23 protein-coding genes are annotated in these 23,297 nt (G+C 69.9%); 11 read left to right on the forward strand and 12 right to left on the reverse strand.

Translation table 11 applies throughout. The features are described 5' to 3' along the window. Positions 1-413 precede the first annotated feature (413 nt). Positions 414-1,409 (forward strand): MsnO8 family LLM class oxidoreductase, encoded by a 996-nt coding sequence (locus tag ACWDNU_RS38500; RefSeq protein ID WP_449672494.1) that lies wholly within the window; start codon positions 414-416, stop codon positions 1,407-1,409. Here the strand turns inward: ACWDNU_RS38500 and ACWDNU_RS38505 are convergent. Together ACWDNU_RS38505 and ACWDNU_RS38510 are read right to left on the reverse strand one after the other, a co-directional pair. Beyond that, positions 1,406-2,062 carry a maleylpyruvate isomerase N-terminal domain-containing protein gene (locus tag ACWDNU_RS38505; RefSeq protein ID WP_449672479.1) on the reverse strand — a complete coding sequence of 219 codons (657 nt, stop codon included), beginning with the start codon at positions 2,060-2,062 and terminating at the stop codon, positions 1,406-1,408. The genes ACWDNU_RS38500 and ACWDNU_RS38505 overlap by 4 nt on opposite strands. A 41-nt stretch (positions 2,063-2,103) precedes the next feature. Next, the gene (locus ACWDNU_RS38510; RefSeq protein WP_449672480.1) at positions 2,104-3,696 is read right to left on the reverse strand and encodes a PucR family transcriptional regulator; all 1,593 of its coding nucleotides are present in this window, start codon (positions 3,694-3,696) and stop codon (positions 2,104-2,106) included. 117 nt (positions 3,697-3,813) lie between these two features. Here ACWDNU_RS38510 and pruA point away from each other — a divergent pair, with 117 nt between their 5' ends. Together pruA and ACWDNU_RS38520 are read left to right on the forward strand one after the other, a co-directional pair. Then, on the forward strand, positions 3,814-5,442 hold the full coding sequence (gene pruA, locus ACWDNU_RS38515) for an L-glutamate gamma-semialdehyde dehydrogenase (protein WP_449672481.1): 1,629 nt from the start codon (positions 3,814-3,816) through the stop codon (positions 5,440-5,442). A gap of 15 nt (positions 5,443-5,457) precedes the next feature. After that, entirely contained in the window at positions 5,458-6,387 is a 930-nt protein-coding gene (locus ACWDNU_RS38520; protein WP_370938835.1) for a proline dehydrogenase family protein, read from the forward strand. Positions 6,388-6,466: 79 nt separating this feature from the next. Here the strand turns inward: ACWDNU_RS38520 and trxA are convergent, their stop codons facing one another. Continuing rightward, positions 6,467-6,838, reverse strand: coding sequence for a thioredoxin (trxA, locus tag ACWDNU_RS38525; protein WP_116205014.1), 372 nt, complete (start codon positions 6,836-6,838; stop codon positions 6,467-6,469). 87 nt (positions 6,839-6,925) lie between these two features. Between trxA and ACWDNU_RS38530 the strand changes: the two genes are divergently transcribed. Both ACWDNU_RS38530 and ACWDNU_RS38535 read left to right on the forward strand, forming a co-directional pair. Next, positions 6,926-7,165, forward strand: a complete 240-nt coding sequence (locus ACWDNU_RS38530) for a DUF2630 family protein (protein WP_182890496.1) — start codon at positions 6,926-6,928, stop codon at positions 7,163-7,165. A 73-nt stretch (positions 7,166-7,238) separates the two neighbouring features. Further along, entirely contained in the window at positions 7,239-7,826 is a 588-nt protein-coding gene (locus ACWDNU_RS38535; protein WP_449672482.1) for a TetR/AcrR family transcriptional regulator, read from the forward strand. 346 nt (positions 7,827-8,172) lie between these two features. Here the strand turns inward: ACWDNU_RS38535 and ACWDNU_RS38540 are convergent, their stop codons facing one another. The 7 genes from ACWDNU_RS38540 to ACWDNU_RS38570 all read right to left on the reverse strand — a co-directional run bounded on the left by ACWDNU_RS38540 (position 8,173) and on the right by ACWDNU_RS38570 (position 13,425). Further along, complete coding sequence (locus ACWDNU_RS38540) at positions 8,173-9,741, reverse strand: alpha/beta hydrolase (RefSeq protein WP_449672483.1); 1,569 nt, start codon at positions 9,739-9,741, stop codon at positions 8,173-8,175. 102 nt (positions 9,742-9,843) lie between these two features. Next, positions 9,844-10,917 carry an ATP-dependent DNA ligase gene (locus ACWDNU_RS38545; RefSeq protein WP_370938831.1) on the reverse strand — a complete coding sequence of 358 codons (1,074 nt, stop codon included), beginning with the start codon at positions 10,915-10,917 and terminating at the stop codon, positions 9,844-9,846. 26 nt (positions 10,918-10,943) lie between these two features. Next, entirely contained in the window at positions 10,944-11,543 is a 600-nt protein-coding gene (locus ACWDNU_RS38550; protein ID WP_449672484.1) for an alkaline shock response membrane anchor protein AmaP, read from the reverse strand. Next, positions 11,543-12,076: a DUF6286 domain-containing protein gene (locus ACWDNU_RS38555; RefSeq protein WP_449672485.1), complete on the reverse strand. Its 534-nt coding sequence runs from the start codon at positions 12,074-12,076 to the stop codon at positions 11,543-11,545. Before ACWDNU_RS38555 ends, ACWDNU_RS38550 begins: the two co-directional genes overlap by 1 nt. Further along, positions 12,076-12,462, reverse strand: coding sequence for an Asp23/Gls24 family envelope stress response protein (locus tag ACWDNU_RS38560; RefSeq protein WP_344267437.1), 387 nt, complete (start codon positions 12,460-12,462; stop codon positions 12,076-12,078). The genes ACWDNU_RS38555 and ACWDNU_RS38560 overlap by 1 nt, the downstream gene beginning before the upstream one ends. Beyond that, positions 12,459-12,635, reverse strand: a complete 177-nt coding sequence (locus ACWDNU_RS38565) for a hypothetical protein (protein ID WP_009075692.1) — start codon at positions 12,633-12,635, stop codon at positions 12,459-12,461. Before ACWDNU_RS38565 ends, ACWDNU_RS38560 begins: the two co-directional genes overlap by 4 nt. A gap of 334 nt (positions 12,636-12,969) precedes the next feature. Beyond that, a complete protein-coding gene (locus ACWDNU_RS38570; protein WP_370938827.1) occupies positions 12,970-13,425 on the reverse strand; it encodes an Asp23/Gls24 family envelope stress response protein in 456 nt (151 codons plus the stop codon). Positions 13,426-14,078: 653 nt separating this feature from the next. Between ACWDNU_RS38570 and zapE the strand changes: the two genes are divergently transcribed. Continuing rightward, a complete protein-coding gene (zapE, locus tag ACWDNU_RS38575) occupies positions 14,079-15,122 on the forward strand; it encodes a cell division protein ZapE (RefSeq protein ID WP_449672486.1) in 1,044 nt (347 codons plus the stop codon). Here zapE and ACWDNU_RS38580 read toward each other — a convergent pair. After that, a complete protein-coding gene (locus tag ACWDNU_RS38580; RefSeq protein WP_449672487.1) occupies positions 15,064-15,645 on the reverse strand; it encodes a phosphatase PAP2 family protein in 582 nt (193 codons plus the stop codon). The two genes, zapE and ACWDNU_RS38580, sit on opposite strands and share 59 nt — an antisense overlap. Before the next feature lie 77 nt (positions 15,646-15,722). On the opposite strand from ACWDNU_RS38580, the gene ACWDNU_RS38585 reads away from it, so the two are divergent. From ACWDNU_RS38585 to ACWDNU_RS38595, 3 genes are read left to right on the forward strand one after another with little or no spacing between them, the layout of a single operon-like run. Continuing rightward, on the forward strand, positions 15,723-16,856 hold the full coding sequence (locus tag ACWDNU_RS38585) for a serine hydrolase domain-containing protein (RefSeq protein ID WP_449672488.1): 1,134 nt from the start codon (positions 15,723-15,725) through the stop codon (positions 16,854-16,856). 35 nt (positions 16,857-16,891) lie between these two features. After that, positions 16,892-17,242: a hypothetical protein gene (locus ACWDNU_RS38590; protein ID WP_449672489.1), complete on the forward strand. Its 351-nt coding sequence runs from the start codon at positions 16,892-16,894 to the stop codon at positions 17,240-17,242. A 45-nt stretch (positions 17,243-17,287) separates the two neighbouring features. Further along, positions 17,288-18,760: a hypothetical protein gene (locus tag ACWDNU_RS38595; protein WP_449672490.1), complete on the forward strand. Its 1,473-nt coding sequence runs from the start codon at positions 17,288-17,290 to the stop codon at positions 18,758-18,760. A 46-nt stretch (positions 18,761-18,806) separates the two neighbouring features. Here the strand turns inward: ACWDNU_RS38595 and rocD are convergent, their stop codons facing one another. Next, a complete protein-coding gene (gene rocD, locus ACWDNU_RS38600) occupies positions 18,807-20,045 on the reverse strand; it encodes an ornithine--oxo-acid transaminase (RefSeq protein ID WP_449672491.1) in 1,239 nt (412 codons plus the stop codon). A gap of 184 nt (positions 20,046-20,229) precedes the next feature. Here rocD and ACWDNU_RS38605 point away from each other — a divergent pair, with 184 nt between their 5' ends. Then, positions 20,230-21,084 carry a PPK2 family polyphosphate kinase gene (locus tag ACWDNU_RS38605; protein ID WP_449672492.1) on the forward strand — a complete coding sequence of 285 codons (855 nt, stop codon included), beginning with the start codon at positions 20,230-20,232 and terminating at the stop codon, positions 21,082-21,084. A 21-nt stretch (positions 21,085-21,105) separates the two neighbouring features. After that, the coding region (locus tag ACWDNU_RS38610; RefSeq protein WP_449672493.1) for a prolyl oligopeptidase family serine peptidase at positions 21,106-23,297 on the forward strand (2,192 nt) is incomplete at its 3' end.

The following is a 23,297-nucleotide window of genomic DNA, read 5'->3' on the forward strand; positions in this document are numbered from 1 at the left end:
GTGCTTGTCAAGGCGGGAAAGATGCCTTGACAAGCACCCGCCGTCCGCGTTTTTGGCTTCGTATCGGGGTGCGGGGGGTGGTGTGGGTGCCTCGATTTGGGTGCATCGGCTGCGGTTTCGGGCGGGGGCTAGCGCCCCAATGTGGCATTGGGTGCGTCAGATGCACCGAACGCCGCATTGGGTGCGTCGCATGCACCCAATGCCACATTGGGGCGCATCGCGGCGGCGAGCGAGTGGCGGTGGTCCGTGAAGGGCTCATTGAGGGAATCTGATTCCGTGAAGGAGCCCCTCACGGAAGGAGCCCCTCACGGACTGCTGCGGGTCGTGAGGGGAACCCTGAGGGAATCAGAGTCTGTGAGGGTGGCCCTCACAGACGTCGGCGCGGGAATTCGGGCTGTGCGGACGGCGTTGGCCTGAATGTGGACGTTCCGATTTCCGTGCTGGACCGGTCGCCCGTGCGGCGAGGGCGGGGGACCGCGCAGGCGATCCGGGACACCGTCGCCTTCGCGCGGGACATCGAGAAGCTTGGCTACCACCGGTTTTGGGTTTCCGAACATCATGGCGTGCCTGGGGTTGCCGGGTCCGCGCCCGCGGTGCTCGCGTCAGCCGTTGCCTCTGCGACTTCGCGCATCCGCGTTGGGTCCGGTGGCGTGATGTTGCCCAATCACCAACCGCTCGTGGTGGCTGAGCAGTTCGGGATCCTGGAGTCCTTGTTCCCAGGGCGGATCGACCTCGGGATCGGGCGTTCGGTCGGGTTCATCGAGCCGGTGCGGCGGGCGCTCGGGCAGGGCAAGGACGCGGCCGACGGCTTCGACGGCCAGGTCCGCGAGCTTCTCGCGTTCTTCCGCGGCGAGCACGACGGGGTGCACGCGATCCCGGCCGAGGGGCTGTCGGTGCCGGTGTTTCTGCTCGCGACTGGTGCGGGCGCGGACCTCGCTGCGGCGTTGGGGCTGCCGCTGGTGATCGCTCCGGCGCACGGTCAGCGTGCGATGGCGGAGGCGATTTCGCGGTACCGCGATACGTTCCGGTCCGATGTGGACGATCCCTATGTCGTCGTGTCGACAGCGGTCGCGGTGGCGGACACCGCAGCGGAGGCTCGGCGGCTGCTGGTGCCCGAGGCTTGGTCCACTGTGTACTCGCGCAGCCATGGCGTGTTCCCGCCGCTTTCGCCTGCGGACGAGATTCTGGCGTTGCCGATGACTGATCGGGAACGCCGTCGGCTCGACGACACGCTGGCCGGGCAGATCAGCGGCACTCCGGACGAGGTCGGCGAACGTCTCGATGACCTGGTCGCCGCGACGGGGGCGGACGAGTTGCTCATCAGCACCAGCACTTACGACCCGGCCGCGCGCGTCGAATCGTTTGCCGCGCTTGCTGAGTTGACTGCGGCGGAACGGCTTTCGGTTTAGCCGAGGACGATCGGCAGCTTCTCTGCCAACGAGCCGAGCGCCGTTTTTTCGTCCTCGGTGGCGGCGCGGCGGCCGGTCGCCACGAGGAGTGCGCTTTGGTCGTCCAGTGCCGACGGCAGGGGCGAGCCCAGCGCGGTCTCCACCGTCCGGCGGGTCGCTGCCAGGCAGTCCGCGTCTGGACCGTCCACTCCGGACAGATGCATGACCAGGTCCAGGTGGTGCAGCGTGGCTTCCACGACGTAGGTCTCGAAATAGTCCGCGACCGTCAGCACGTAGTCGCGGGTTTCGACCTTCGACGCCGGGTCCGCCAGCTTCGCGGCGCGTCCGGCTGCTTGGGCGAGGTCGTCGAAGTGGTGCGCCAGCCAGGCGGTGGTGCCGTAGCTGACGGCCGCGCGTCGGGTGAACAGGCCTTCTTCGTCCATGCCGGTCGGCAGGTCGGTGCCGATTTCCCAGTATTGGGCGGTGGTGTGCGTCGGCTCGGCTTCGGAGGGGGTCGCGAGCGTGATCAGGATGTCCTGCGCGTCGATGACCAGGTGGAACACCAGGTCCTGCACCACCCAGCCGGCGCAGCCCGACGGGGCCAGCCACTGCCCGCCTTCCAGCGATTTCACGGCGTTCTGAAGCGCGTTCCAGGAGCGGAAGAAGAGGTCCACGACGGCACTTTAGCGATCACGAACCTCCTCGGCATCCGGTTTTACAGTCGCAGCAACAGTTCGGTGAGCAGCCGTTGCGCCGGATCAGTCAGATCGATCCCGGACACCTCCGACGCCCGGCGCACCCGGTAGCGCACGGTGTTCGGGTGGATGTTCAGTGAGCGTGCGGCTGTGCGGACGTCACCGAAAGCGTTCAGGTACGCCAGCACCGCGGGCACCAGAATGTCGCCGTGGTCGGCGTCGTGCGCGCGCAGTTCGGCGAGCCGGGGATCGCGCAGGCGAGGTTGATCTCCCAAGTAGGACAACACTTCTGACAACAACACATCGGCCCGGACGTCGGCCAGCGACGCGACGTCGGACGGCCAATGCCCGCGGGTCATCGCCACCAGCACCCGGTCGGCGTCGCCACGCGACAACGCTGCGTCGGACAGCCTCGGCACAATTCCGCCGAGCGCGGCGCGGACGGGTGCGTCGAGGTGTTTCCGTGCCGCACCAACGATTTCCTTCGCCAACGCCAGCACGGGAGCATCCGAGTGTTCCGGCAGATCCGGGAGCAACGCGTACACCCGGCCGCCAAGGACGCTTACGAGCGCAGTCCTCCGGTAAGCCGCAGTGTGTACCGCGATCAGGTGCACCAGTTCGGCTCGACGCAGCAACCGGTTCGAAGCTGCGGCGGACTCCTGTCGGGAGAGCGTGAACGCCAGCACCTGCGCTGGGCGAGCTGGATCGGCGCCGATGTCGTCCGCGACGGATTCGGCGTCGACGCGTCCTTCCAAGAGTCCGGCCAGCAAATCCTCGCGCAGCCGCAGTTGCGGATCGGGCAGGGTTCGCGCGCGGATCAGTTGCGGGGCAAGGGTTCGGCTCGCGCCGAGCAGGGCGACCTCGGCTTGTTCGGTCAGCGGCTGCGCGCCTTCCTGCACCCAGATCGTGCCGAGCGGCTGCGACCCGGCGTGGATCCCGGCAGCGATGCGGCGGCGAATTCCCAGTTCCGGGCGCTCGTCCACGCGCACGATTCCTTCGCCGGCCCGCAATCGCTGGTAGACGCCCCATTCGCGGAGGATCGCGAGGTATCGCTCCGGCCCTTCGCGGCCCAAGATCGACAACCGCCGCAGCTCGTCGACCTCGTCGCCAGCTCTTGAATACGCCAGCACGCGGCTCGCGGTGTCCTCGATGCTGACCAGGCCGCCGGTGAGCGTCGCGACCGTCTGGGCCAGCGCGAACAGGTCGCCGAGCACCTCGCCGGTTTCCGCTTCGCCGCCCGCGCGCGCCGCGTCGACCACGCCCCGCGCCAGGGCCTCGACCTGCTCCCACCGGGCTTCCGCGCCGACGGTCAGCAGCGCGACGCCAGCGTCGGCCGCGACGTCCGTGCCGCCTTCGCCCTTTACCGCCACCGCGGCCGCCCCCGCGCGTCCGGCCGCTCGGATCGCCGCGGCCGCCGACCGGCCCCGCGCGCCGATCACCAGGACCAGATCGCCGGGGTGGGGTTCGGGCGGGTCTTCGGGGTCGAGGATCACCACGTCCTGCACCGGAACGCCCAGTCCGCGGGGCGCGACGAGGACCCGCACGAGCGGTTCGCCGAGGGTCGCGAGCACGTGCCGCAGCGAGGCGCCGGCGAAGGGCTCAGCGGTCGTCATCGCGTAGGCCGATCGGACAAAACCATATGGGCGATTCTAGCCGCTTGAACAAACCCCTGAACGCCGCGCAGCGTTATCTTTCGGGCAACCGACGAGTAAGCCAACGAGGGAGCCGCCGTGGACGCCGTGACCCAGACCCCCGCCCCGAAGAACGAGCCGGTGCTGACGTACGCGCCGGGCAGCGCCGAGCGCGCCGAGCTGGAGGGTGCGCTGAAGAAACTGGGTCAGGCCGGTCCCGTCGACCTGACGGTCACCGTCGGCGGCGAGCAGCGCGCGGGCGGCGGCGAGAAGATCGACGTTGTCCAGCCGCACAACCACGGCCACGTCCTCGGCACCATCCAGAGCGCCACGAAGCAGGACGCGAGCGACGCGATCGCTGCCGCCGCGAAGGCCGCTCCGGAGTGGCGCGCGCTGTCCTACGACGACCGTGCGGCCATCCTGCTGCGCGCCGCCGACCTGCTGACCGGACGGTGGCGCGCGACGCTGAACGCGGCCACCATGCTCGGCCAGTCGAAGACCGCGACGCAGGCCGAGATCGACTCCGCGTGCGAGCTCGCCGACTTCTGGCGCTTCAACGTCGAGTTCGGCCGCAGCATCCTCGACCAGCAGCCGGTCAGCTCGCCGGGCGTGTGGAACCGGATGGAGCACCGTCCGCTCGAGGGCTTCGTGTACGCGATCACGCCCTTCAACTTCACCGCCATCGCCGGCAACCTGCCCACCGCGCCCGCCCTGATGGGCAACACCGTGCTGTGGAAGCCGTCGCCGACGCAGAGCTTCGCCGCGCACCTGACCATGCGGCTGCTCGAAGAGGCCGGCATGCCGCCGGGCGTGATCAACCTGCTGCCGGGCGACGGCAAGGCCGTCTCCGAGGTCGCGCTGACGCACCGCGATCTGGCGGGTATCCACTTCACCGGCTCCACCGCGACCTTCCAGCACCTGTGGGGCACTGTCGGCGCGAACATCGCCGGCTACCGCAGCTACCCGCGTCTCGTCGGCGAGACCGGCGGCAAGGACTTCGTGCTCGCGCACCCGTCGGCCGACATCGACGTGCTTCGCACCGCGCTTGTCCGCGGTGCCTTCGAGTACCAGGGCCAGAAGTGCTCCGCCGCTTCGCGTGCGTACGTGCCGCGCAGCATCTGGGAGCAGCTGAAGGACGGCCTTGCCTCCGAGACCGCCGCGCTCAGCTACGGCGACGTGACCGACCTGTCGCACTTCGGCGGTGCCGTGATCGACCGTCGCGCCTTCGACAAGCACGCCTCGCTCTTCGAGCGCGTTAAGAACGACAGCGAGGTCGAGATCCTCGTCGGCGGCACTGCGGACGACAGCGTCGGCTACTTCGTGCAGCCGACCGTCCTCGTGTCGACGAACCCGAAGCACGAGATCTTCAGCACCGAGTACTTCGGCCCGATCCTGTCGGTCTACGTGTACGAAGACGCTGAGTTCGACTCCGTGCTGAAGCTGGTTGACGAGACCGCTTCGTACGCCCTGACCGGTGCCGTGATCGCGAACGACCGCACAGCTGTCGCGAAGGCGTCTCAGGCGCTGCGGTTCGCCGCGGGCAACTTCTACGTCAACGACAAGCCGACCGGTGCCGTCGTCGGCCAGCAGCCGTTCGGCGGTGCGCGCGCCTCCGGCACGAACGACAAGGCCGGTTCGGTCTTCAACCTGCTCCGCTGGACGAGCCCCCGCTCGATCAAGGAGACGTTCGTGCCGCCGACCTCCGTGCGCTACCCGCACCAGGGCTGAGAAGGAGACACCGCCATGCTGCGTGCCCCGTTGCTCGCCGCCGCTCGTTCGCAGCGGATGCGTGCGCTGATCGAAGCGGTACCGGTCACCCGGTCCGTAGTGCGCCGGTTCGTGTCCGGCTCGGCTACCGCCGACGCCGTGCGCGCGGCACGGGAATTGGCCGCCGACGGCCGGAAGATCACCATCGACCACCTCGGCGAAGACACCACTGACGCCGCGCAGGCCACCGCCACGGTGCAGGCGTACGAGGAGTTGCTGACGGCGCTGTCCGAACAGGGCCTCGCCAAGGGCGCGGACGTCTCGGTGAAGCTGTCCGCGGTCGGGCAGTTCCTGCCGGGCGACGGCGAAGGCGTCGCGCTCGAGAACGCGCGGAAGATCTGCGCGGCGGCCGACGCGGTCGGCGCGACGGTGACGCTCGACATGGAGGACCACACCACCACGGACTCGACGCTCGGCATCCTCCGCGAGCTGCGCGCCGAGTACCCGTGGGTGGGCGCGGTGCTGCAGGCATACCTGCACCGCACCGAGCAGGACTGCCGCGAGCTGTCCGGTCCCGGGTCGCGCGTGCGGCTGTGCAAGGGCGCTTACGCCGAGCCGGAATCGGTGGCGTTCCAGGACAAGTCCGAAGTGGACAAGTCCTACGTGCGCTGCCTGCGCGTCCTGATGGCGGGCAAGGGCTACCCGATGGTGGCCTCGCACGACCCGCGGATGATCGCGATCGCGGGCAAGCTCGCGGCCGACGCCGGGCGCACGGCCGGCGACCACGAGTACCAGATGCTCTACGGCATCCGGCCGGAGGAGCAGAAGCGGCTTGCTGGCGAGGGCGAGACGATGCGCGTGTACGTGCCTTGCGGCGACGAGTGGTACGGCTACTTCATGCGGCGGCTGGCTGAGCGGCCGGCGAACCTCGCGTTCTTCCTGCGCGGGCTCGTCACCCGGTCCTGAACGACAACGAAGGCCCGGCACCCTGGTGGGTGCCGGGCCTTCGTTGTTTCCCCGGATAACGCGCCTGCGGTGGCTGGGCTCAGGCCTGCTCGGCTTCTTGCGCGGCGGCGGCCTTGCGCACCTCGTCCATGTCGACCTCGCGGGCCTGGCGGATGAGGTCCTCCAGCGCGGCTTCCGGAAGGGCGCCGGGCTGGGAGTAGATGAGGGTCTTGTCGCGGATCACGGCGAGCGTCGGGATCGAGCGGATGTTGAACGCCGCGGCGAGCTGCTGCTCGGCTTCGGTGTCCACCTTGGTGAAGGCGATGTCGCCGTGCTTTTCCGACGCCTTCTCGAACACCGGTGCGAACTGGCGGCACGGGCCGCACCAGCTTGCCCAGAAGTCGATCAGCACGAACTCGTTGTCGGTCACGGTCTGGTCGAAGTTGTCCGCGGTCAGTTCCACTGTGCTCATGGGTGGTTCAACGAACGAGCCGGGTGGGGAATTCCCCGGGGCGCGGTAGCGTCCTGGTGGGTGTCCGACGCTGTCTTGGAGGTTGATGTGGCTGACGGGATCTTGGGGCGGATCGACGAGCTGATCGCGGAGGAGAAGGAGCTGCGCGACCGGGCGATCGGCGTCGGGTTGTCCTCGGACGACCGCGAGCGGTTGCGCCGCGCCGAAGAGGAGCTCGACCAGTGCTGGGACCTGCTGCGGCAGCGGCGGGCCCGCGTCGAGTTCGACGACGACCCGGACGAGGCTTCGGTGCGTTCGGTCGGCGAGGTCGAGGGGTACCGGCAGTAGCTCTCCGCCTGATTAAAAGCTAACCGTTAGCTTTTGGTTATCGGCCAGGTTTTGTGGCTGATAGCATCCGCGGATGAGTGAGCCGTCCGGGCGGCGCGAGCGCAAGAAGGCTGCGACCCGCCAGAAGATCGCCGACACCGCGCTCCGGCTGTTCCTCGAGCGCGGGTACGACGAGGTGGGCATCCGGGACATCGCAGCCGAAGCTGATGTCGCGGTGACCACGGTCTTCTCGCACTTCGCCTCGAAGGAAGCGCTGGTCTTCGAGCAGGACTCGAACTTCGAAGAAAACCTGCGGGGAGCGGTCGAAGGGCGGGAGCCCGCGGAGCCGCTGATCCCGGCGTTGCGGGGCGAGATCCAGGCTCTGGTGCGGCATTGCACGGCGGACAGCGTCGCGCCGGTCTGGCGGATGATCGACGGATCGCCCGCGCTGCGGGGGTACGAGGAATCGATGCGGCTGCGGCACGCGGAGTCGCTGGCGGCGGCGATGGCGGCCGATCCCGGGCTCGGGCGGACTCCGACGGCGTGTCGCGCGATCGCCCGGTTCGTGGTCGACGCCTATTCGGTGGCTCGCGAGGCGGCCGATCCGGAGGCCGCGGTGGACGAGGTGTTCCGGATGATCGAGGCGGCCTGGGCGGCGGCCAGTCCTGCTGTGTCCCGTTAGGACGGGCTGGGGCGGCCTGGCTTGCCGGGTTCCCGGCCGCGAGTGGCGGAATTCGGTTCGCTGCCGCGGTTTTCGGCACTCGCGGTGATATCTGCTTGCTCGGGCGGGTGAGGTAATCCGGCCGGGTCGAGTGATGCACTGTCGAACAGGTGTTCGAGATACTGATGGGGTGTTCGAAACGACTTCGGCGGGGCAGCCCCGGTCCCGCCACCTCAGACCACAGCGGGGCGAACGACTCGGCCGGATGCTGCGCGTGGGATGGCAGCGCTGTCTCGGTCGGATGGCCTCGCTCAGCCGCTGCGTCGCCGCGGAAACCGCGAGGCGCAGGAGGAAGAACGACCGATCTCTAGGCGGGGCAGAGAGTGCCGTTGTCCGGGATCTTGCCGTCGATCAGGAAGGACTGAGCGGCGGAGGTGACGCAGGGAGACTGGCCGACCGCGCCGTGCGCGACACCCTGCCAGGTGACGGTCACGGCGCTGGGCATCTGATCCGCGGCCCGGGTGGTGCCGATCTGCGGCGTCACCGGGTCGGTGGCGGTGGCGGCCACGAGGATGGGCGGGGCGCCGGGCGCGCCGGCGGGAGGCAGCGCCTCGCGGCGGACCGGCCAAGCGCCGCACCAGGCGAGTTCTTGAGCGACCGCCGCACCGAATTGCGGGTATTTCGCGCGCATCGCCGCAGCTGCGCGGTCCAGCTGATCGGCGGGCAGCCGGGTGGTCGAGTCGTTGCACCGGGTCGCGATGGTGCCGCCGATGCGCGACGTGCGTCCGCGGATGTCCGCGACGATCGGATTCGCGAAGCCGGCCAGCGCGGTGATGTCGCCGTTCTTCGCGGCGTTCAGCGCGTCGGCGAGAGCGGGCCAGTTCGACCGGTCGGCGAGTCCTTGGTACACCGCGTAGGTCGCCACGCCCGGGCTCATCGTCACGCCGTCGTCAGTGTCCACAGGGGACGTACGGAGCCGGTCGGTCACCGTCTTCAGCGCGGCTTTCGCATCGCCCATCGGGCAGTTGCGGGCGGCGCAGTCGGCGGAGAAGGCATCGAACGTCGACTGGGCGCCGGCGGCCACCGCGTCGAGCACGGCCGCTCGGTCGGCGCCGGGGTCCGGGATGCCGTCCAGCACCATGCGGCCCACCTGCGCCGGATAGCGCACCGCGTACTCCGAAAGCACCTTCGAACCGTCGCCGCGGCCGAGCGCGTTCAGCCGGTCCAGGCCCAGCTGTTTGCGCAGCTGGTCGAGGTCTCCGGCGGTGCGCCAGCTGTCCAGCGCGGTCTGCGCGGTGTCGAGATCGAGCGCGCACTGCTGGCCTGCCCGGCGAGCCGCGTCGAGCACCTCGCCGAGGCCGCCCTCGGCCGGGTCCGCGCCCAGCAGGTCGGAACGCACTTCCAGCGGCACGCATTGCACTCCGCCGGACAGGCCGGTGCCGCGCCGGTCCACGCCGATCAGCGAGAACTTCTTGAGGAATTCCGGCGGCAGTTTCGTCGCCAGGCGCGCGGCGAACAGCGACCCCGGCTCGCCTCCGATGTCGTTGACCACCACGAGCGGGATCGGGCCGTCGCCTGCCTTGAGCACGAGGACGCGGGCGAGCAGATGCTGCGAGTCGTCGGGCGCGTCGAGCGGGGAGGTCAGGCGCGCGCAGCTGACGTGCAGCGAATCGGGCAGCGCCGGAGCGGCCATCCGCTGCCGGGTGTCCGCGTCGCAGTTGGCCCACCGCAGAGCGGACTTCTTGGGCTCGGCCAGCGGCGGCAGCGGCACCGCGGCGGCGCTCGGGGGCGGCGCGGTGGTGGCGCGCCCGTCGTTGTCGATCACCGCGGGCCGCACGGAGGGCCCGCTGGTGCAGCCGGCCAGCAGGAGCACTCCCAGCGTCGCCGCCGCCAGCCGGGCGCGCGAACGGGAACGGCTGGGGGAACGGCGGTGCACGGGCTGGTCCTCACGTCTGCTCGGCGGAACTCTCTGACGAGCTTGGCACGCCTGGTGTGGGAAGCCAGTGAGCGGGCCCTGCGGCGTGTCCGGGCGGCCCGGTCAGCGGGTCCGCACGACCTCGCCCCGGAACACCGCCGACAGGTCGTACCGCGCCGGCTCGTCCAGCTGCGAGTAGCCGCACGACGACGGCTCCCGGTCCGGCCGCCAGCGCGCGAACTGGGCGGTGTGCCGGAAGCGCGACGGATAGCCGCCCTCCGTGTGCTCGTACGAAACCTCCACCACGCGCTCCAGCCGCAACGGCACCCACGGCTGTTCCTTCGACCGCCAGCGCGTGATGCCGCCCGGGATCCGCTGGCCCTCGCGGACCGCGTCGCCCAGCCACGGATGTCCTTCGCCGTCAGTGATCAGCGGGGCCAGCTCCTGCGCCAGCTCGCGGCGACGCGCGACCGGGAACGAACCGACCACGCCGACGTGGTGCAGCAGCCCGTTGTCGTCGTACAGGCCCAGCAGGAACGAGCCGACCGCCTCGCCCGGTTCGCCGTCCACGTGCCAGCGCAGACCCGCCAGCACGCAGTCCGCGGTGCGGGAATGCTTGTACTTGAACAAAACCCGCTTGCCCGGCGAGTACGGCTCGCCCAGCGGCTTGCCGATCACGCCGTCCAGCCCGGCTCCCTCGAACAGCTCGAACCAGTGCCGCGCGGTCTCCGGATCCGTCGTCGCGGGCGTCAGCGCGATGCCCGGCAGCGACTCGAGCCGTTCGCGGCGGGTCGAGAACGGCTCGTCCACAAACGACTCGTCGCCCAGCGCGAGCACATCGAAAGCCACGAACTGCGCGGGCGACTGCTCGGCGAGCAACTGCACGCGGCTGTCCGCCGGGTGGATGCGCTCGGTCAGCGCGTCGAAATCGAGCTTGCCGTCGCGGGCCACCACGAGTTCGCCGTCGAGCACGACCCGCTCCGGCAAGGAGTCCCGCAGCGCGGCGAGCACCTCCGGGAAGTACCGGTTCAGCGGCTTCTCCGCGCGCGACTGAAGGGTGATCTCGTCGCCGTCGCGGAAAACCAGGCAGCGGAACCCGTCCCACTTCGGCTCGAAAAGCAGGCCGCCGGAATCGGGGATCGCTTTCGCCGGCTTCGCCAGCATGGGCTTGATCGGTGCCTGCACAGGGAGGGCCATGCGGGCATTCTGGGCGAAACGCGGGATCAGCGCACGCGTGCCGAGCCGGCCGTGTCGAGTTCGAGCCGCACCGCGGTCGGCAGCGTCTCGACGCCGAGCGATTCCCTGGCCCGGGTCAGCACGTACGAGTCGAGGTCTTCCCACACCCGCCGGACTTCCGTGCCCTCGGCCAGCCAGAGCGCGATCCGCAACGCCGGCTCGGCCACCGTGCCCACCGAGCGGACGCGCGCCCGGGTAACCCCGTCAACGCTCTCCACGTCCGTTTGCACGGCTCCGGCCAGCGCCCCGGAGGTGACGGTCAGCTCCGAGCCGATCGTCTCGTCGAGCTTCAGGTCCGGACGGCGTTCCGGGCGCAGCGAACGAAAAAACCACCACAGCCCGAACACCAGCAGCAGTACCCCGAGCACAACCGCGCCGATCCGCGCGTACAGCACATGGTCGCCGAGCCAGCCGACCGCGATCGGATCGAGCACCGGCCGGTGCCCGCGGAACTGCCCGAGCCACCCCATGCCGACCACCAGCGCACCGGCGCCAGCCAGCAGTCCGAGCACGCCGACCAGGGAGGTCAGCGTGCGCTCGGCACCGTACGAACGACCTTGCGCGCGACGCGCCGCGGAAGCACTCATCACCGGTCCTTCGGAGAGTCGACGACCACAGACACCTTCGGGCGGCGCTGCAGCGGGAGATCGTCCAGCACCCCGGATACGGTCTCCAAGAGCCGCGGCCGCAGCTGTTCCTCGTTTTCGAGACGGCTCGTCGCGCGCACGCGCACCCTGCGAGAGCTGGCCGTCACGGACGCGCCGCGCACGTTGTCCTCCGCGCGCACCGCCAGTCCGACCAACCGCGCGAGCGCTCGCGGCGAGGTGCTCACCGTGATGCCGTCGGCAGGGTCGGTCATCCGCACCGCGCGGTCGCCCGCACCGAGCGCCAGCAACAGAAGCACGAGCCCAGCGAGCACCGCGATCCCGGCGGCGATCCGCACCGGCGTGCTGGTCCAGTCCAGCTCGGCGATCGCGGTCTTCCACCGCGGCCACGGCACGAGCAGCGGTCCCTTGCCGGGCTGCCACCAGGCCCAGCCGACCTCGAGCGCCAGCAACGCGCCGCCGGCCGCGACGGCCAGGCCGAGCAGTGTCGACAGAAGACGGACGAGGACGCGCATCATCGCACCCTCGGCGGCACGTCCGGCAGCAGTGCGGTGACCGTCACCGCGACCGAACGCACGTGATAGGAGGTGATGCGTTCGACCTCTTCGACGACCTTGGCGCGCACCTGCCCGGTCACTTCCCGCACCGGTGCCGGATAGCGCAGCGCGAGGTCGAGGGACAGCTCGACGTCGTTGTCCGAACCGCCGACCTTCGCGGACGCACCGGAAGTCCCGGTGCTGACGCCGGCGACGCGGCGCTCGGTGAACATCGTCCCGGGCACCTGGTCGGCGGCGTGCTGCGCGACCTTGCGGACCACGGCCTGGGCGATGGTCAGCGAACCGCGCTCGGCGGGTTCCGGAAGATCGCTGCGGGACGGCCCTGCCTCGACCGCCCTGGTCACTTGTCTCGGCCCTTCCCGAACAGGTCGCCGAGGTCGAGTTCGCCGTCGAGGACCCGGCCGACCACGAGCCCGATGATGCCGACCGCGAAGGTCACCAGAAACGCGGTGAACCCCTGAGTGGCGGCCAGGCCGAGAATCAGCCCGGCGAGGATCCCGGTCTGCGTTGCGTTCAACGTGCGCCCTCCTGGGATTGCGTGCTGCGGTGCGTTGGGTTGATGCCTGATCTGACGTTCTGCGGTACTGGGGCTCGCAGCTGGTGCGGTGTGCTGCGGCTAGCGGTTCCGTGACTGGCACGGCGGTGCGTTCGCGGCCGGGGCGGCTTCGGCATGCGCGTGCTTCGGGATTTCCGGAGCTGGCGCGCTGCCGCTAGTCCGTCCGGCCTGGCTGTGCGGTCCGAAGCGTTTCGGCTTCAGCGCCGCAGCGCTGGCGCACCTGGGCCGCCAGGACCGACGCGGTGTCGAGTCCACGGGACAACCTGAGTGCGCCGACGCACTGGCGACTGACTGGTCACTCGACCCGGCTCGACTCGGGTTCGTCCTCCTCGCCGGGCAGGTGGATGTCGTTGACCGAGATGTTGACCTCGATCACCTCGAGCGCGGTGATCTGCTCGACCGCGGTGATGACATTGCGCCGGACGTCGCGGGCGACCTCCGCGATCCGAGCGCCGTATTCGACGACGACGTCGAGGTCGATCGCGGCCTGCTTCTCGCCGACCTCCACCGAAACGCCCGCGGTGGAGGTCGCGCCCGAGCCCGGGATGCGGTCCCGGATGGCCCCGATCGCCCGCGAGACCCCGCCGCCGAGCGCGTGCACTCCGGCGACCTCGCGCGCCGAAAGCGCCGCGATCTTCTGCACGACCAGCGACGAAATCGTGGTGCGCCCAGCGGTGTCCGTCTGCTCGACCGAAGTCAGCGCGGCAGACGAAACAGCAGTCGGCACATCGGGCCGGTTCGGGGTCGGCATGGTTCCTCGCTCCCTGTATGCGGACATAGCGCGTCCAGTGTCACCGCGAGCGGCCCGCGGCGCCGGAAACGTACTCGCCCCAAGGACCTCCCGACCGGGCGAAAACTCACGCGGCATCCCTCGAACGGGTGAGTTGGCAAGCGGCCAGCGAGGCGGCAACCGAACTCCCGTCCTGCGCTGGCGACGGTGGTGCCCCAAGTTCACCGCACTGCGTCTCGGGCCTTCGGGCACCGATGATCGACCCCGCTCGGCCCGGTTCGCCATTTGCACCGGGCCGGTGCCGCAGCTCAGCCCAGTGTCGCGACGCTGGGTCAGTCGCTTCGCCATTTGCACCGGGCTGGTGCCGCAGCTCAGCCCGGTGTCGCGGCGCTGGGGCAGCCGGTTCGCCATTTGCACCGGGCCGCTGCCGCAGCTCAGTCCAGTGTCGCGGCGCTGGGTCAGCCGCTTCGCCGCTCGCGTCGACTCTCCGCCGCGCCGCCGGGTCAGCCACGCGCCGCCGGACCAGCGCGGCCGCTCGGTGACAGTCGCCACACGCACCCCGCCTCGCCCGCCCTGCGCGCGGCCGAAGGTGGATCCGACCAGGGGATTTGCCGCATTCGGCGGCACCGAGGCAAGCCGAACCCGCCGCAACGGGGCGGATAGGCTCTTCCACCATGCCCGCAGCTGCGCTGACCGACCGGTTTCCCGAGCTTGGGGCCGACGAGCTGATCGCGTCCCTCGTGCCGCCGCCGCGGTTCGGCGAGGCTCGGTTTTCCACGTACCTTCCCAACCCGGACGAGCCCAGCCAGGCGGCCGCGGTCGAGGCGTGTTCCGCGTTCGCTTCGCGGATCGGCGCGGCGAAGGCCAAGAAGTCCCGGCTGCGGTCGCTGTTCGGCGGCGGGGCGGCGATTCCGGACGGGCCGATGGGGCTTTATCTCGACGGCGGGTTCGGCGTCGGCAAAACCCACCTGCTCGCCTCGACCTGGCATGAGACTCCGGGACCCAAGGCGTACGGGACGTTCGTCGAGCTGACCCACCTCGTCGGCGCGTTGGGGTTCGCCAACGCGGTCGCGCGGTTGTCCGAGCATCGGCTGCTGGCGATCGACGAATTCGAACTCGACGACCCCGGCGACACCACGCTGGTCAGCCGGTTGCTGCAGGAGCTCACTGACGCGGGCGTCTACGTCGCGGCGACCTCCAACACGTTGCCGGACAAGCTGGGCGAGGGGCGGTTCGCGGCGGAGGACTTCCTGCGCGAGATCCAGGCGTTGTCGCGGCGGTTCGGCGTCGTGCGGGTCGACGGGCCGGACTACCGGCACCGCGGGCTGCCGGACGCGCCGCCGCCGGTCGGGGACGACGAGATCGACGTCTCGGCGGCCGCGCACGAAGGGTCCACTGTGGACGAGTTCAGTGCGTTGATGACGCATCTCGAGCGCCTGCATCCCTCGCGGTACGGGAAGCTGCTCGACGGGGTGCGGCGCGTGCACCTCAAGCACGTGACGCCGGTGCCGGACCAGATGGTCGGGCTTCGGCTGGTCGCGCTGGCGGACCGGTTGTACGACCGGGCGATTCCGGTGGTCGTGTCCGGCGTGCCGCTGCCCGAGCTGTTCGGCGAGGAGATGCTGAACGGCGGCTACCGCAAGAAATACCTGCGCGCGATCAGCCGGTTGACGGCTCTGGCGCGCGACGCGGTGACAGCGCCGCCCGCAACGCGGTGACCACGGCGGCGGCGAAGCAGACGCCGCCGGCGATGTCCGTGAGGTAGTGGTAGCCGAGGCCGATCATGCCTACGGCGGCACAAGCGACCAGCACCGCGCCCACTGCGACGGCGATCGCCTTGAAGCGGACTAGCAGTACTACGACGGTGAGCACGGCTACCAGGCTGACGGTGTGGCCGCTCGGGTAGACGAGCGTGCCTTCTTTCCAGCGATCGAAGACGGGTTTCAGTGCCCAGCTGTTAAGGGCGATGGCGAGGAACGGGCCTGCTACAGCGAGCAGTGCGTCGCGTCGAGAGCGTTGGTAGAGGCAGATTCCGGCGATGACGACGACGGCGGGAATGAGCACGTACGGCTCGGTGGGCAGCACGAGCGTGTTGAGCAAGCCCGGGCTCAGCCTCGAGGCGGACCTGTCGGCCCATTGGTCCACAGTGCCCGGTGCGTAGGGCGCGACGAGCAGTCCCAGCACAAGCGTGGCGAGCGCGCAGAGCGCGGCGAAGAGGGCGAGAGTCCGCCTGGCGGTCACGAAGCGAAGCCTAGTCACATTCACCGCCGCGCGCGGGTCCTCCTTTCGACAACTGACGATCGGAGGGACAAGAACCCATGGGGGACATCGAAATCCAAGGCACAGTCGCGGACGGCTTCGAGGCGGTCCGCGACGAGTTCGCCACGGCGGCCGAGGCGAGTGCGGGCGTGCAGTTGGCGGTCCGCGTGCGCGGGCGGCTGGTGGTCGATCTTTGGGCGGGCGACGTCACGGGGGAGACGTTGACCGGCGTCTACTCCTCGACCAAGGGTGCGACGACGCTCGTGGTGGCGTTGCTCGTGCAGGACGGCGTTCTTGACCTGGACGAGCCGGTCGCGCGCCACTGGCCGGAGTTCGCTGCCGCGGGCAAGGGCGGGATCACGGTGCGAGACGTGCTGAGCCACCGTTCCGGAGTGATCGGGGCGGACGGAGGGCTGTCCGCCGAGGAACTTGCGGACGACCGGGTGATTGCTCGACGGCTGGCTGGGCAGCGGCCGTTCTGGCAACCGGGATCTGCATACGGCTACAGCGGATTCGCCGGGTTCTCGATCGTTGCCGAGGTGGTTCGGCGGGCCACCGGGCGGTCGGTGCAGGAGCACTTCGAGGAGAGGGTGCGCGAGCCGTACGGACTCGACTTGTACCTCGGGCTGCCTGAGCAGGAAGAGCACCGGTACCGCGAGGTGCTGGCGGGGGAGGCGAGCGCGGAGGAACTGGCGGCGTTTCAGGCGTACGTTCCGGGGCCGCTCAGCCTGGGCGGCATCGGCTACGGGCTCGACTCGACGCCGCCGCTCGATCAGGTGGCGTTCGTCAACACTCGCCGGGTGCGGGCGCTGGGGCAGGCTTCCGCTGGCGGGGTCGGCAGCGCGCGCGGGCTGGCCGGGCTGTACGCGGCTGCCGTGTCCGGTTTGGACGGACGGCCGCCGCTGCTCGAACCCGGCACGCTCGGCGAGTTCGCCATGCTCCATTCCACCGGCCGCGACCTGGTGACCGGCGACGCGGGCCAGTACGCGCTCGGGTTCCAGGCGAAGGGGCTGCGGTATCCGTTCCTCAGCGCGAAGGCGTTCGGGCACAACGGATCCGCCGGATCCGAGTCCTTCGTGGACCCGCGCAGCGGCATCGCTTTCGGGTACACCCGGCGGCAGTTCTCCGCGACCTGGTCCTATCCGGAACACGACCGGCTGGCCGCGGCGGTCCACACGGCGGCCAGCCGGTGAAAGCCGCGCAATCGCCGTGATGCGATGCTTGTCCCATGTCGTTGTTCTCGCGCCGTCCGGCTGAAACCCCGTCCGGTCCGTTCCGTTTCCGGATCTCCGAGATCTACCAGATCCCGACACGCGGAGTCGTGGTCACCGGCACGGTCGTCGACGGCATCGTCCAGGTCGGCGCGAACGCGGTGGTGCGGCTGCCCGGCGGCGCCCGCGAGGTGGTGGTGACGAGGATCGAAACGGCGCGCCGCAAGCGGCAGTCCGCGGAAGCCGGTGTTGAGGCCGGGCTCTACCTGTCCGGCCTCGGCACCGGCGACATCCCCACCGTGCCGGGCGGCGACGGGCAGCAGCAGGACAACACCGGGCTGAGCGGCGTCGAGGTGACGTCGGCCTGACCCCCGCCTGGTGGCTTCGCGCGGAGTGCAGTAAACACCCCGATTGTGCTCAATTCACCAGAACCGCGGCGGTCTCCGGCGATCCGGCTGATCCGGTTCCTGCGGCTGGTGTACGCGCTGCCGCTCGGGCTCGCGATCGCGGGCATCGTCGGCGGGTTCGTCCTCGGCTACGGCTGGTACCTCGCGGCCGCGTCGATCGGTCTCGGTCTCACCATCCTGGTGCTGACGCTCGCCAGCACCGCCCGCTCGCTGCGCGGAACCGCCTCGCCGCAGGGCATGCGTTTCGTCCAGCAGCACGGCGACCGCGCGCTCGCCAAGATCGAGCGACTGAAAACGACCGGGACGCAGGTCAACGACGCGTACGTCACCGAACTGAAGCTCGTCGTCGCGCCGCTGAATGAGACTGCGTATAGGGCGACCGCCCGGGAGCTGATCCATCCGCTTCGTTCTGCCGCGTACCAGCCGGGCACTGTCGTCGTGGTCAAGCACAGTCCGCGGCATCCCGGTGTGGTCGTGGTGGATGCCGACCCGCCGCGAGAGTGGAGTGACCGGCCATGGCAAGTTGGGATCATCGGAGAGGATCGCACGCCGGAACCTGAAGCGCGGCAAGGGAAGGCCATCGGACGGCTGGCGATGACAGAAGTGAGCGCCGTCGTCATCGCGGCGGCGTTGTTGGTGCCGATCCGCGACGACGTCGTCGGTCGGCTGCTTTCCCCACCGGATCTGTTCAGCGCGGACGATCTACGTACTGGCGTGGCGAAACTGTCCGCCGAGAGCGAGCGTTTCGAAGACCTGACAGTGGAATCGGACCAGCTGCGAGCCACAATTCCCGGCGCGTATCTCAGCTATCGCGGCGGCACGGTCAAACGCGACTCGTCCAGCACCAGCGCGCCGGAGAAGCAATTCTCTGCAAGCGACGTCAATTTCGCTGCGATACCTGGCCTCGTCGCGAGCTTCGGAGGAGACCCGGCGGACGCGCGCGTGCGCATCAGCCGCGAGGACGTCGGGATCACGATGACCGTCTGGTCCGGCAAGGACAGCAACCGCGAGCTGGTCGCGGACGCGAAGGGCGTCCCGGCGCTTACGACGGATGCGTTCACTGAGCAAGGTTTCCGAGAGGTCGCCGCGCTGCTGATCAAGGTGAGCGGCCGTCAGGAAGCGTACGAAGCGATCATCCGCACCGACCACGTCGAGTTCCAGGTACCTGGCCCGGGCACTTCGGACGACTGCGACTGGCGGCGCGGACGTCTCGTCGAACACCGGCCCTCGCCGATTCAGCCGGATCCGGGCGCGCCGTTGTTCGCGTTGTCGGAGCTGTCGCCGAAGGCGCTGCCCGCGATCCTCGCGAAGGTGGACGAGCGCATGCCCGGCTTCCCGCGCGACAAGGTTTCGGTGGCGCTGCGGGAGAACGACGGCACGTGGAGCCTCAGCACGTCCGTCCAGGACGAGTACGGCCGCGGCATCGACGTGACAGCCTCGCCGGACGGATCGACCGTCGCGGTGATGCCCACCCGGTGACCGCCGCCCGGAAAACGGCGGTCACCGAGCAAGCCAGCCGCCCGAGTCAGCCGCGCACGACCTGAGCGATCGCGTCGATCCCGCGGTCCAATTCGGCCTCGGTGATCACCAGCGGCGGCGCGACGCGCAGCGTGCGGTCGTGCGTTTCCTTGCACAGCACGCCCAACCCGGCCAACGCCTCGGACGCCGCGCGCCCGGTCGGTCCGCCCGGCGCGATGTCGACGCCTGCCCACAGACCGCGTCCGCGCACCTCCGAAACGCCGTCGCCGACCAGCTTCGCCAGCCGCTCGTGCAGGTGCGCACCGAGTTCGGTGGACCGCTTCTGGTACTCGCCGGTCTGCAGCATCCGCACCACGGCGCGGCCGACGGCGCAAGCCAGCGGGTTGCCGCCGAAGGTGGAGCCGTGCTCGCCCGGCTTCAGCACGCCCAGGATGTCGCGGCTGCCGACCACTGCGGACACCGGGACGATGCCGCCGCCGAGGGCCTTGCCCAGCGTGTACAGGTCCGCGCGGACACCTTCGTGCTCCAACGCCAGCACGGTGCCGGTGCGTGCGAGACCGGACTGGATCTCGTCGGCGATCATCAGCACGTTGTTCTCGTCGCACAGCCGTCGCACTGCGGCGAAGAACCCTTCAGGCGGTACGACGACGCCTGCCTCGCCCTGGATCGGCTCCATCAGCACTGCCGCCGTACGCGGCGTGATGGCCGCCTTCAACGCTTCAGCGTCGCCGTAAGGCACCTGGACGAAGCCCGGCGTGAAAGGCCCGTAGTCGGCGCGCGCGGTTTCGTCGTCGGAGAACGAGACGATGGTGGTGGTGCGGCCGTGGAAGTTCGACGCCGCGACCACGATTTCCGCCGTGCCCGCCGGAACGCCCTTGACCTGGTAGGCCCACTTGCGGGCGACCTTCACCGCGGACTCCACGGCCTCGGCCCCGGAGTTCATCGGCAGCACCATTTCAGTGCCGGTCAGCTCGGCCAGCTCGCGGCAGAACGGGCCCAGCTGGTCGTGGTGGAACGCGCGGGAGGTGAGCGTGACGCGGCCCAGCTGCTCGGTCGCGGCGGCGATCAGCTCGGGGTTGCGGTGGCCGAAGTTGAGCGCGGAGTAGCCGGCCAGGAAGTCCAGATAGGACTTGCCGGCCACGTCGGTCACCGAAGCGCCCTCGGCTTCGGCGATCACGACCGGCAGCGGATGGTAGTTGTGCGTGCTCCATTGCTCGTCGAGCGCGATGAAGCCGTCGGAGGAGGTGGGACGCGCGGTGCCGGCAGGCTGGACGGACGCTGTCATGCGTTCAGGCTAGAGGCCGTTCGCGGGGAGTTCAGCCGGGAAACGTTGCTTTCCCCCGTCGTTCGTTGCGCAATCGAGGGGGCTGACCGGCGATTCGCTGCGCGGCTCGCTCGACCGGATGACACCCGCCCGCACCGGCGGAGAAGTCCCCGGGTTCGGCCGCCGGTGCGGTTATCGTCCCGAGATGGCGAAGAAGCAGCAGAACGGAAACCGGGTCCGCGACGCGCTCCGGGCGGGCGACGAGCTGCCGGACCCGGCTTCGTCGCCCGTGGGGCCGGAGAAGAAGGCGAAGGGCGGCAAGAAACTCGAGTCCGCGGGGGAACAGCTCGCCGGGTTGCAGGAAGCGCTGTACGCGGAGGGCATCGGCGGCGGCTCGCGCAGCGTGCTGTTGGTGTTGCAGGGCATGGACACCTCCGGCAAGGGCGGCACGGTCGGCCACGTGCTCGGCCTGGTGAACCCGATGGGCGTGCACTACGCCGGGTTCAAGAAGCCGACGGCCGCCGAACTCAGGCACGATTTCCTGTGGCGCATCCGCAAGAAGCTCCCGACACCGGGTCACCTCGGCGTGTTCGACCGGTCGCACTACGAGGACATTCTGGTGCCGCGAGTACTCGGTCAGCTCCCTGCCGCTGAGCGACGGCAGCGCTACCAGCAAATCAACGTATTCGAGAAGGAGCTGACCGACATCGGCACTGCCGTGGTGAAGGTCTTCCTGCACATCTCGCCGGAAGAACAGCTCCGCCGGCTCACCGCGCGGCTGGACCGTCCGGAGAAGCGGTGGAAGTTCGACCCGTCGGACATCGAGGCGCGCCGACAGTGGCCCGCCTACCAGAAGGCGTACGCCGACGTGTTGAAGCGCACGTCGACCGACCACGCTCCCTGGTACGTCGTGCCCGCGGACCGCAAGTGGTACCGGAACTGGGCGGTCGCCGAGCTGCTGGTCGAGACGCTGACCGAGATGGACCCGCAGTTCCCGGAGCCGACCTACGACGTCGAAGAGCAGCGGGCCGCGCTGCAGGGTGTTGGCGTGCCCGGCTGATGATCTGAAAGAGTGCTGGTCGTGACCGATCTCGCTCTCGACGACGTACCGTTCCTCCGCCAGCAGGCCCGCACTCAGCGGTTCACCCTCGGCGCGCCCAAGCAGTTCCGGGTCGCCCCGGACGGTTCGCGGGTGCTGTTCCTGCGCAGCGCCACCGGCACCGATCCGCGGCACAGCCTGTGGTCGTTCGACCTCGCGACCGGCGAGGAGACGAAGCTGATCGACGCCGCCGAGCTGGTATCCGGCGACGAGGACCTGCCGCCGGAGGAACGGGCGCGCCGCGAGCGGGCCCGCGAGACCGGCGGCGGCGTGGTGGCCTTCGGCGTCGACGACGCGTTCACCGTCGTCACCTTCACGCTCTCGGGGAAGCTCTACACGCTTGACCTCGCGAGCGGCGAGACGCGCATCCTGGTCGACGGGTCCGTGATCGACCCGCGGCCGAACCCGACCGGCACGCACGTCGCGTACGTGCGCGAGCGTCGGCTGCGCGTCATCGAGCTGGCCACCGGCGAGGACCGCGTGCTCGTCGGCGAGGACAACGAGGACGTCACCTGGGGTCTCGCGGAGTTCATCGCGGGCGAGGAGATGGACCGCACGCGCGGCTACTGGTGGGCTCCGGACGGATGCAGCGTGATCGTGGAGCGCGCGGACCGCGGGCCGGTGCCGCGCTGGACGATCGGCGACCCGGCGAACCCGCAGCAGCCGGCGAACGTCGTGGCGTATCCGTCGGCTGGCTCGCCGAACGCCGAGGTGTCGCTGGCCGTGCTGGATCTCGACGGCAACCGCGTCGACGTGGAGCAAGGCGATTGGGAGTACCTCGTCACCGTGCACTGGTCGGCGGGCGGCAAGCCGCTGCTGGCCGTGCAGCCGAGGGATCAGAAGAAGCTCACCGTGCTCGCGTTGGATCCGGCCGACGGCTCGGTCGCCGAAGTGCACACCGAGACCGACGAGCACTGGGTCGAGATCTTCCAGGGCGTGCCCGCGTGGACCGCGGACGGCAAGCTGGTGGTCGAAAGCGCGGCGGACGGCGATCACCGGCTCCTCGTGGACGGCAAGCCCGTCACGCCGCCAGGAATGCAGCTGCGGATGGTGCTGCACGTCGGCGACGAAATCCTTTTCACCGCTTCGGAAGCCGACCCGACGCAGATCCACCTGTACCGCACCGAAGGCGACACGGTGGGCCGACTGTCCACAACGGACGGTGTGCACGTCGGTGCGGGCAGCGCGGCGCTCACCGTGCTTTCCTCGTGGAGCCTCGACCACAGCGGGCCGAAGGTGACCGTGCTGCGGGACGGCATCGAGGTGGGTTCGATCGAATCGTCCACTGTGGACCCGGAGGTCGTGCCGAACCTGACCTGGCTCACCCTCGGCGAACGCCGGCTGCGCGGGGCTTTGGTGCTGCCGCGCGGATACGAGCCCGACGAGGGCAAGCTGCCGGTGCTGCTCGACCCGTACGGCGGCCCGCACGCGCAGCGGGTTCTCCAGAGCCGCAACGCTTTCCTGACCCCGCAGTGGCTCGCCGACCAAGGCTTCGCCGTGCTGGTCGTGGACGGTCGCGGGTCGCCCGGCCGCGGACCGGCGTGGGAGAAGGAGATCGCCGGCAAGCTCGCCGACGTCACGCTCGCCGACCAGGTCGACGCCCTGCACGCGGCCGCCGAGGCGCACCCCGAGTTGGATTTGGAACGGGTCGCGATCCGCGGCTGGTCCTACGGCGGCTACCTCTCCGCGCTCGCCGTGCTGCGGCGACCGGACGTGTTCCACGCGGCAGTCGCGGGCGCGCCGGTCACCGACTGGTCGCTGTACGACACCCACTACACCGAGCGTTACCTCGGAAAGCCCGACGAGGAACCGGAAAGCTACGAGCACAACTCGCTCATCGCGAGCGCTGGTTCGCTCGAGCGGGCGCTGCTGATCGTGCACGGGTTGGCTGACGACAATGTCTTTCCGGCGCATGCGCTTCGGCTTTCGTCGGCGTTGCTGGCGAAGGGCCGTGCGCACGGATTCCTGCCGCTCGCGGGCGCGACGCACATGACACCGCAGGCTGAGGAGGTTGCGGAGAACTTGATGCGGACGCAGGTGGAGTGGATTCATAGGGCTTTGATGACACCGGCTTCGTATCTTTGCCGGGAACGCCGCCGGTGCTGGGCGCGGACACTGACGTCGTGCTGCGCGAGTTGGCGGGACTGTCGGACGGCGAGATCGAGGGCCTGCGG

It is taken from the genome of Amycolatopsis sp. NPDC003676 (assembly GCF_053587275.1).

What these genes read in the sequence shown, in the direction of transcription:
- trxA (WP_116205014.1), bottom strand. Translation starts at nt 6,838, where the DNA reads ATGAGCACAGTGGAACTGACCGCGGACAACTTCGACCAGACCGTGACC.
- ACWDNU_RS38585 (WP_449672488.1), top strand. Translation starts at nt 15,723, where the DNA reads ATGGGGGACATCGAAATCCAAGGCACAGTCGCGGACGGCTTCGAGGCG.
- zapE (WP_449672486.1), top strand. Translation starts at nt 14,079, where the DNA reads ATGCCCGCAGCTGCGCTGACCGACCGGTTTCCCGAGCTTGGGGCCGAC.
- ACWDNU_RS38545 (WP_370938831.1), bottom strand. Translation starts at nt 10,917, where the DNA reads ATGGCCCTCCCTGTGCAGGCACCGATCAAGCCCATGCTGGCGAAGCCG.
- ACWDNU_RS38520 (WP_370938835.1), top strand. Translation starts at nt 5,458, where the DNA reads ATGCTGCGTGCCCCGTTGCTCGCCGCCGCTCGTTCGCAGCGGATGCGT.
- ACWDNU_RS38570 (WP_370938827.1), bottom strand. Translation starts at nt 13,425, where the DNA reads ATGCCGACCCCGAACCGGCCCGATGTGCCGACTGCTGTTTCGTCTGCC.
- ACWDNU_RS38605 (WP_449672492.1), top strand. Translation starts at nt 20,230, where the DNA reads ATGGCGAAGAAGCAGCAGAACGGAAACCGGGTCCGCGACGCGCTCCGG.
- rocD (WP_449672491.1), bottom strand. Translation starts at nt 20,045, where the DNA reads ATGACAGCGTCCGTCCAGCCTGCCGGCACCGCGCGTCCCACCTCCTCC.
- ACWDNU_RS38550 (WP_449672484.1), bottom strand. Translation starts at nt 11,543, where the DNA reads ATGAGTGCTTCCGCGGCGCGTCGCGCGCAAGGTCGTTCGTACGGTGCC.
- ACWDNU_RS38555 (WP_449672485.1), bottom strand. Translation starts at nt 12,076, where the DNA reads ATGCGCGTCCTCGTCCGTCTTCTGTCGACACTGCTCGGCCTGGCCGTC.
- ACWDNU_RS38535 (WP_449672482.1), top strand. Translation starts at nt 7,239, where the DNA reads ATGAGTGAGCCGTCCGGGCGGCGCGAGCGCAAGAAGGCTGCGACCCGC.
- ACWDNU_RS38590 (WP_449672489.1), top strand. Translation starts at nt 16,892, where the DNA reads ATGTCGTTGTTCTCGCGCCGTCCGGCTGAAACCCCGTCCGGTCCGTTC.
- ACWDNU_RS38510 (WP_449672480.1), bottom strand. Translation starts at nt 3,696, where the DNA reads ATGACGACCGCTGAGCCCTTCGCCGGCGCCTCGCTGCGGCACGTGCTC.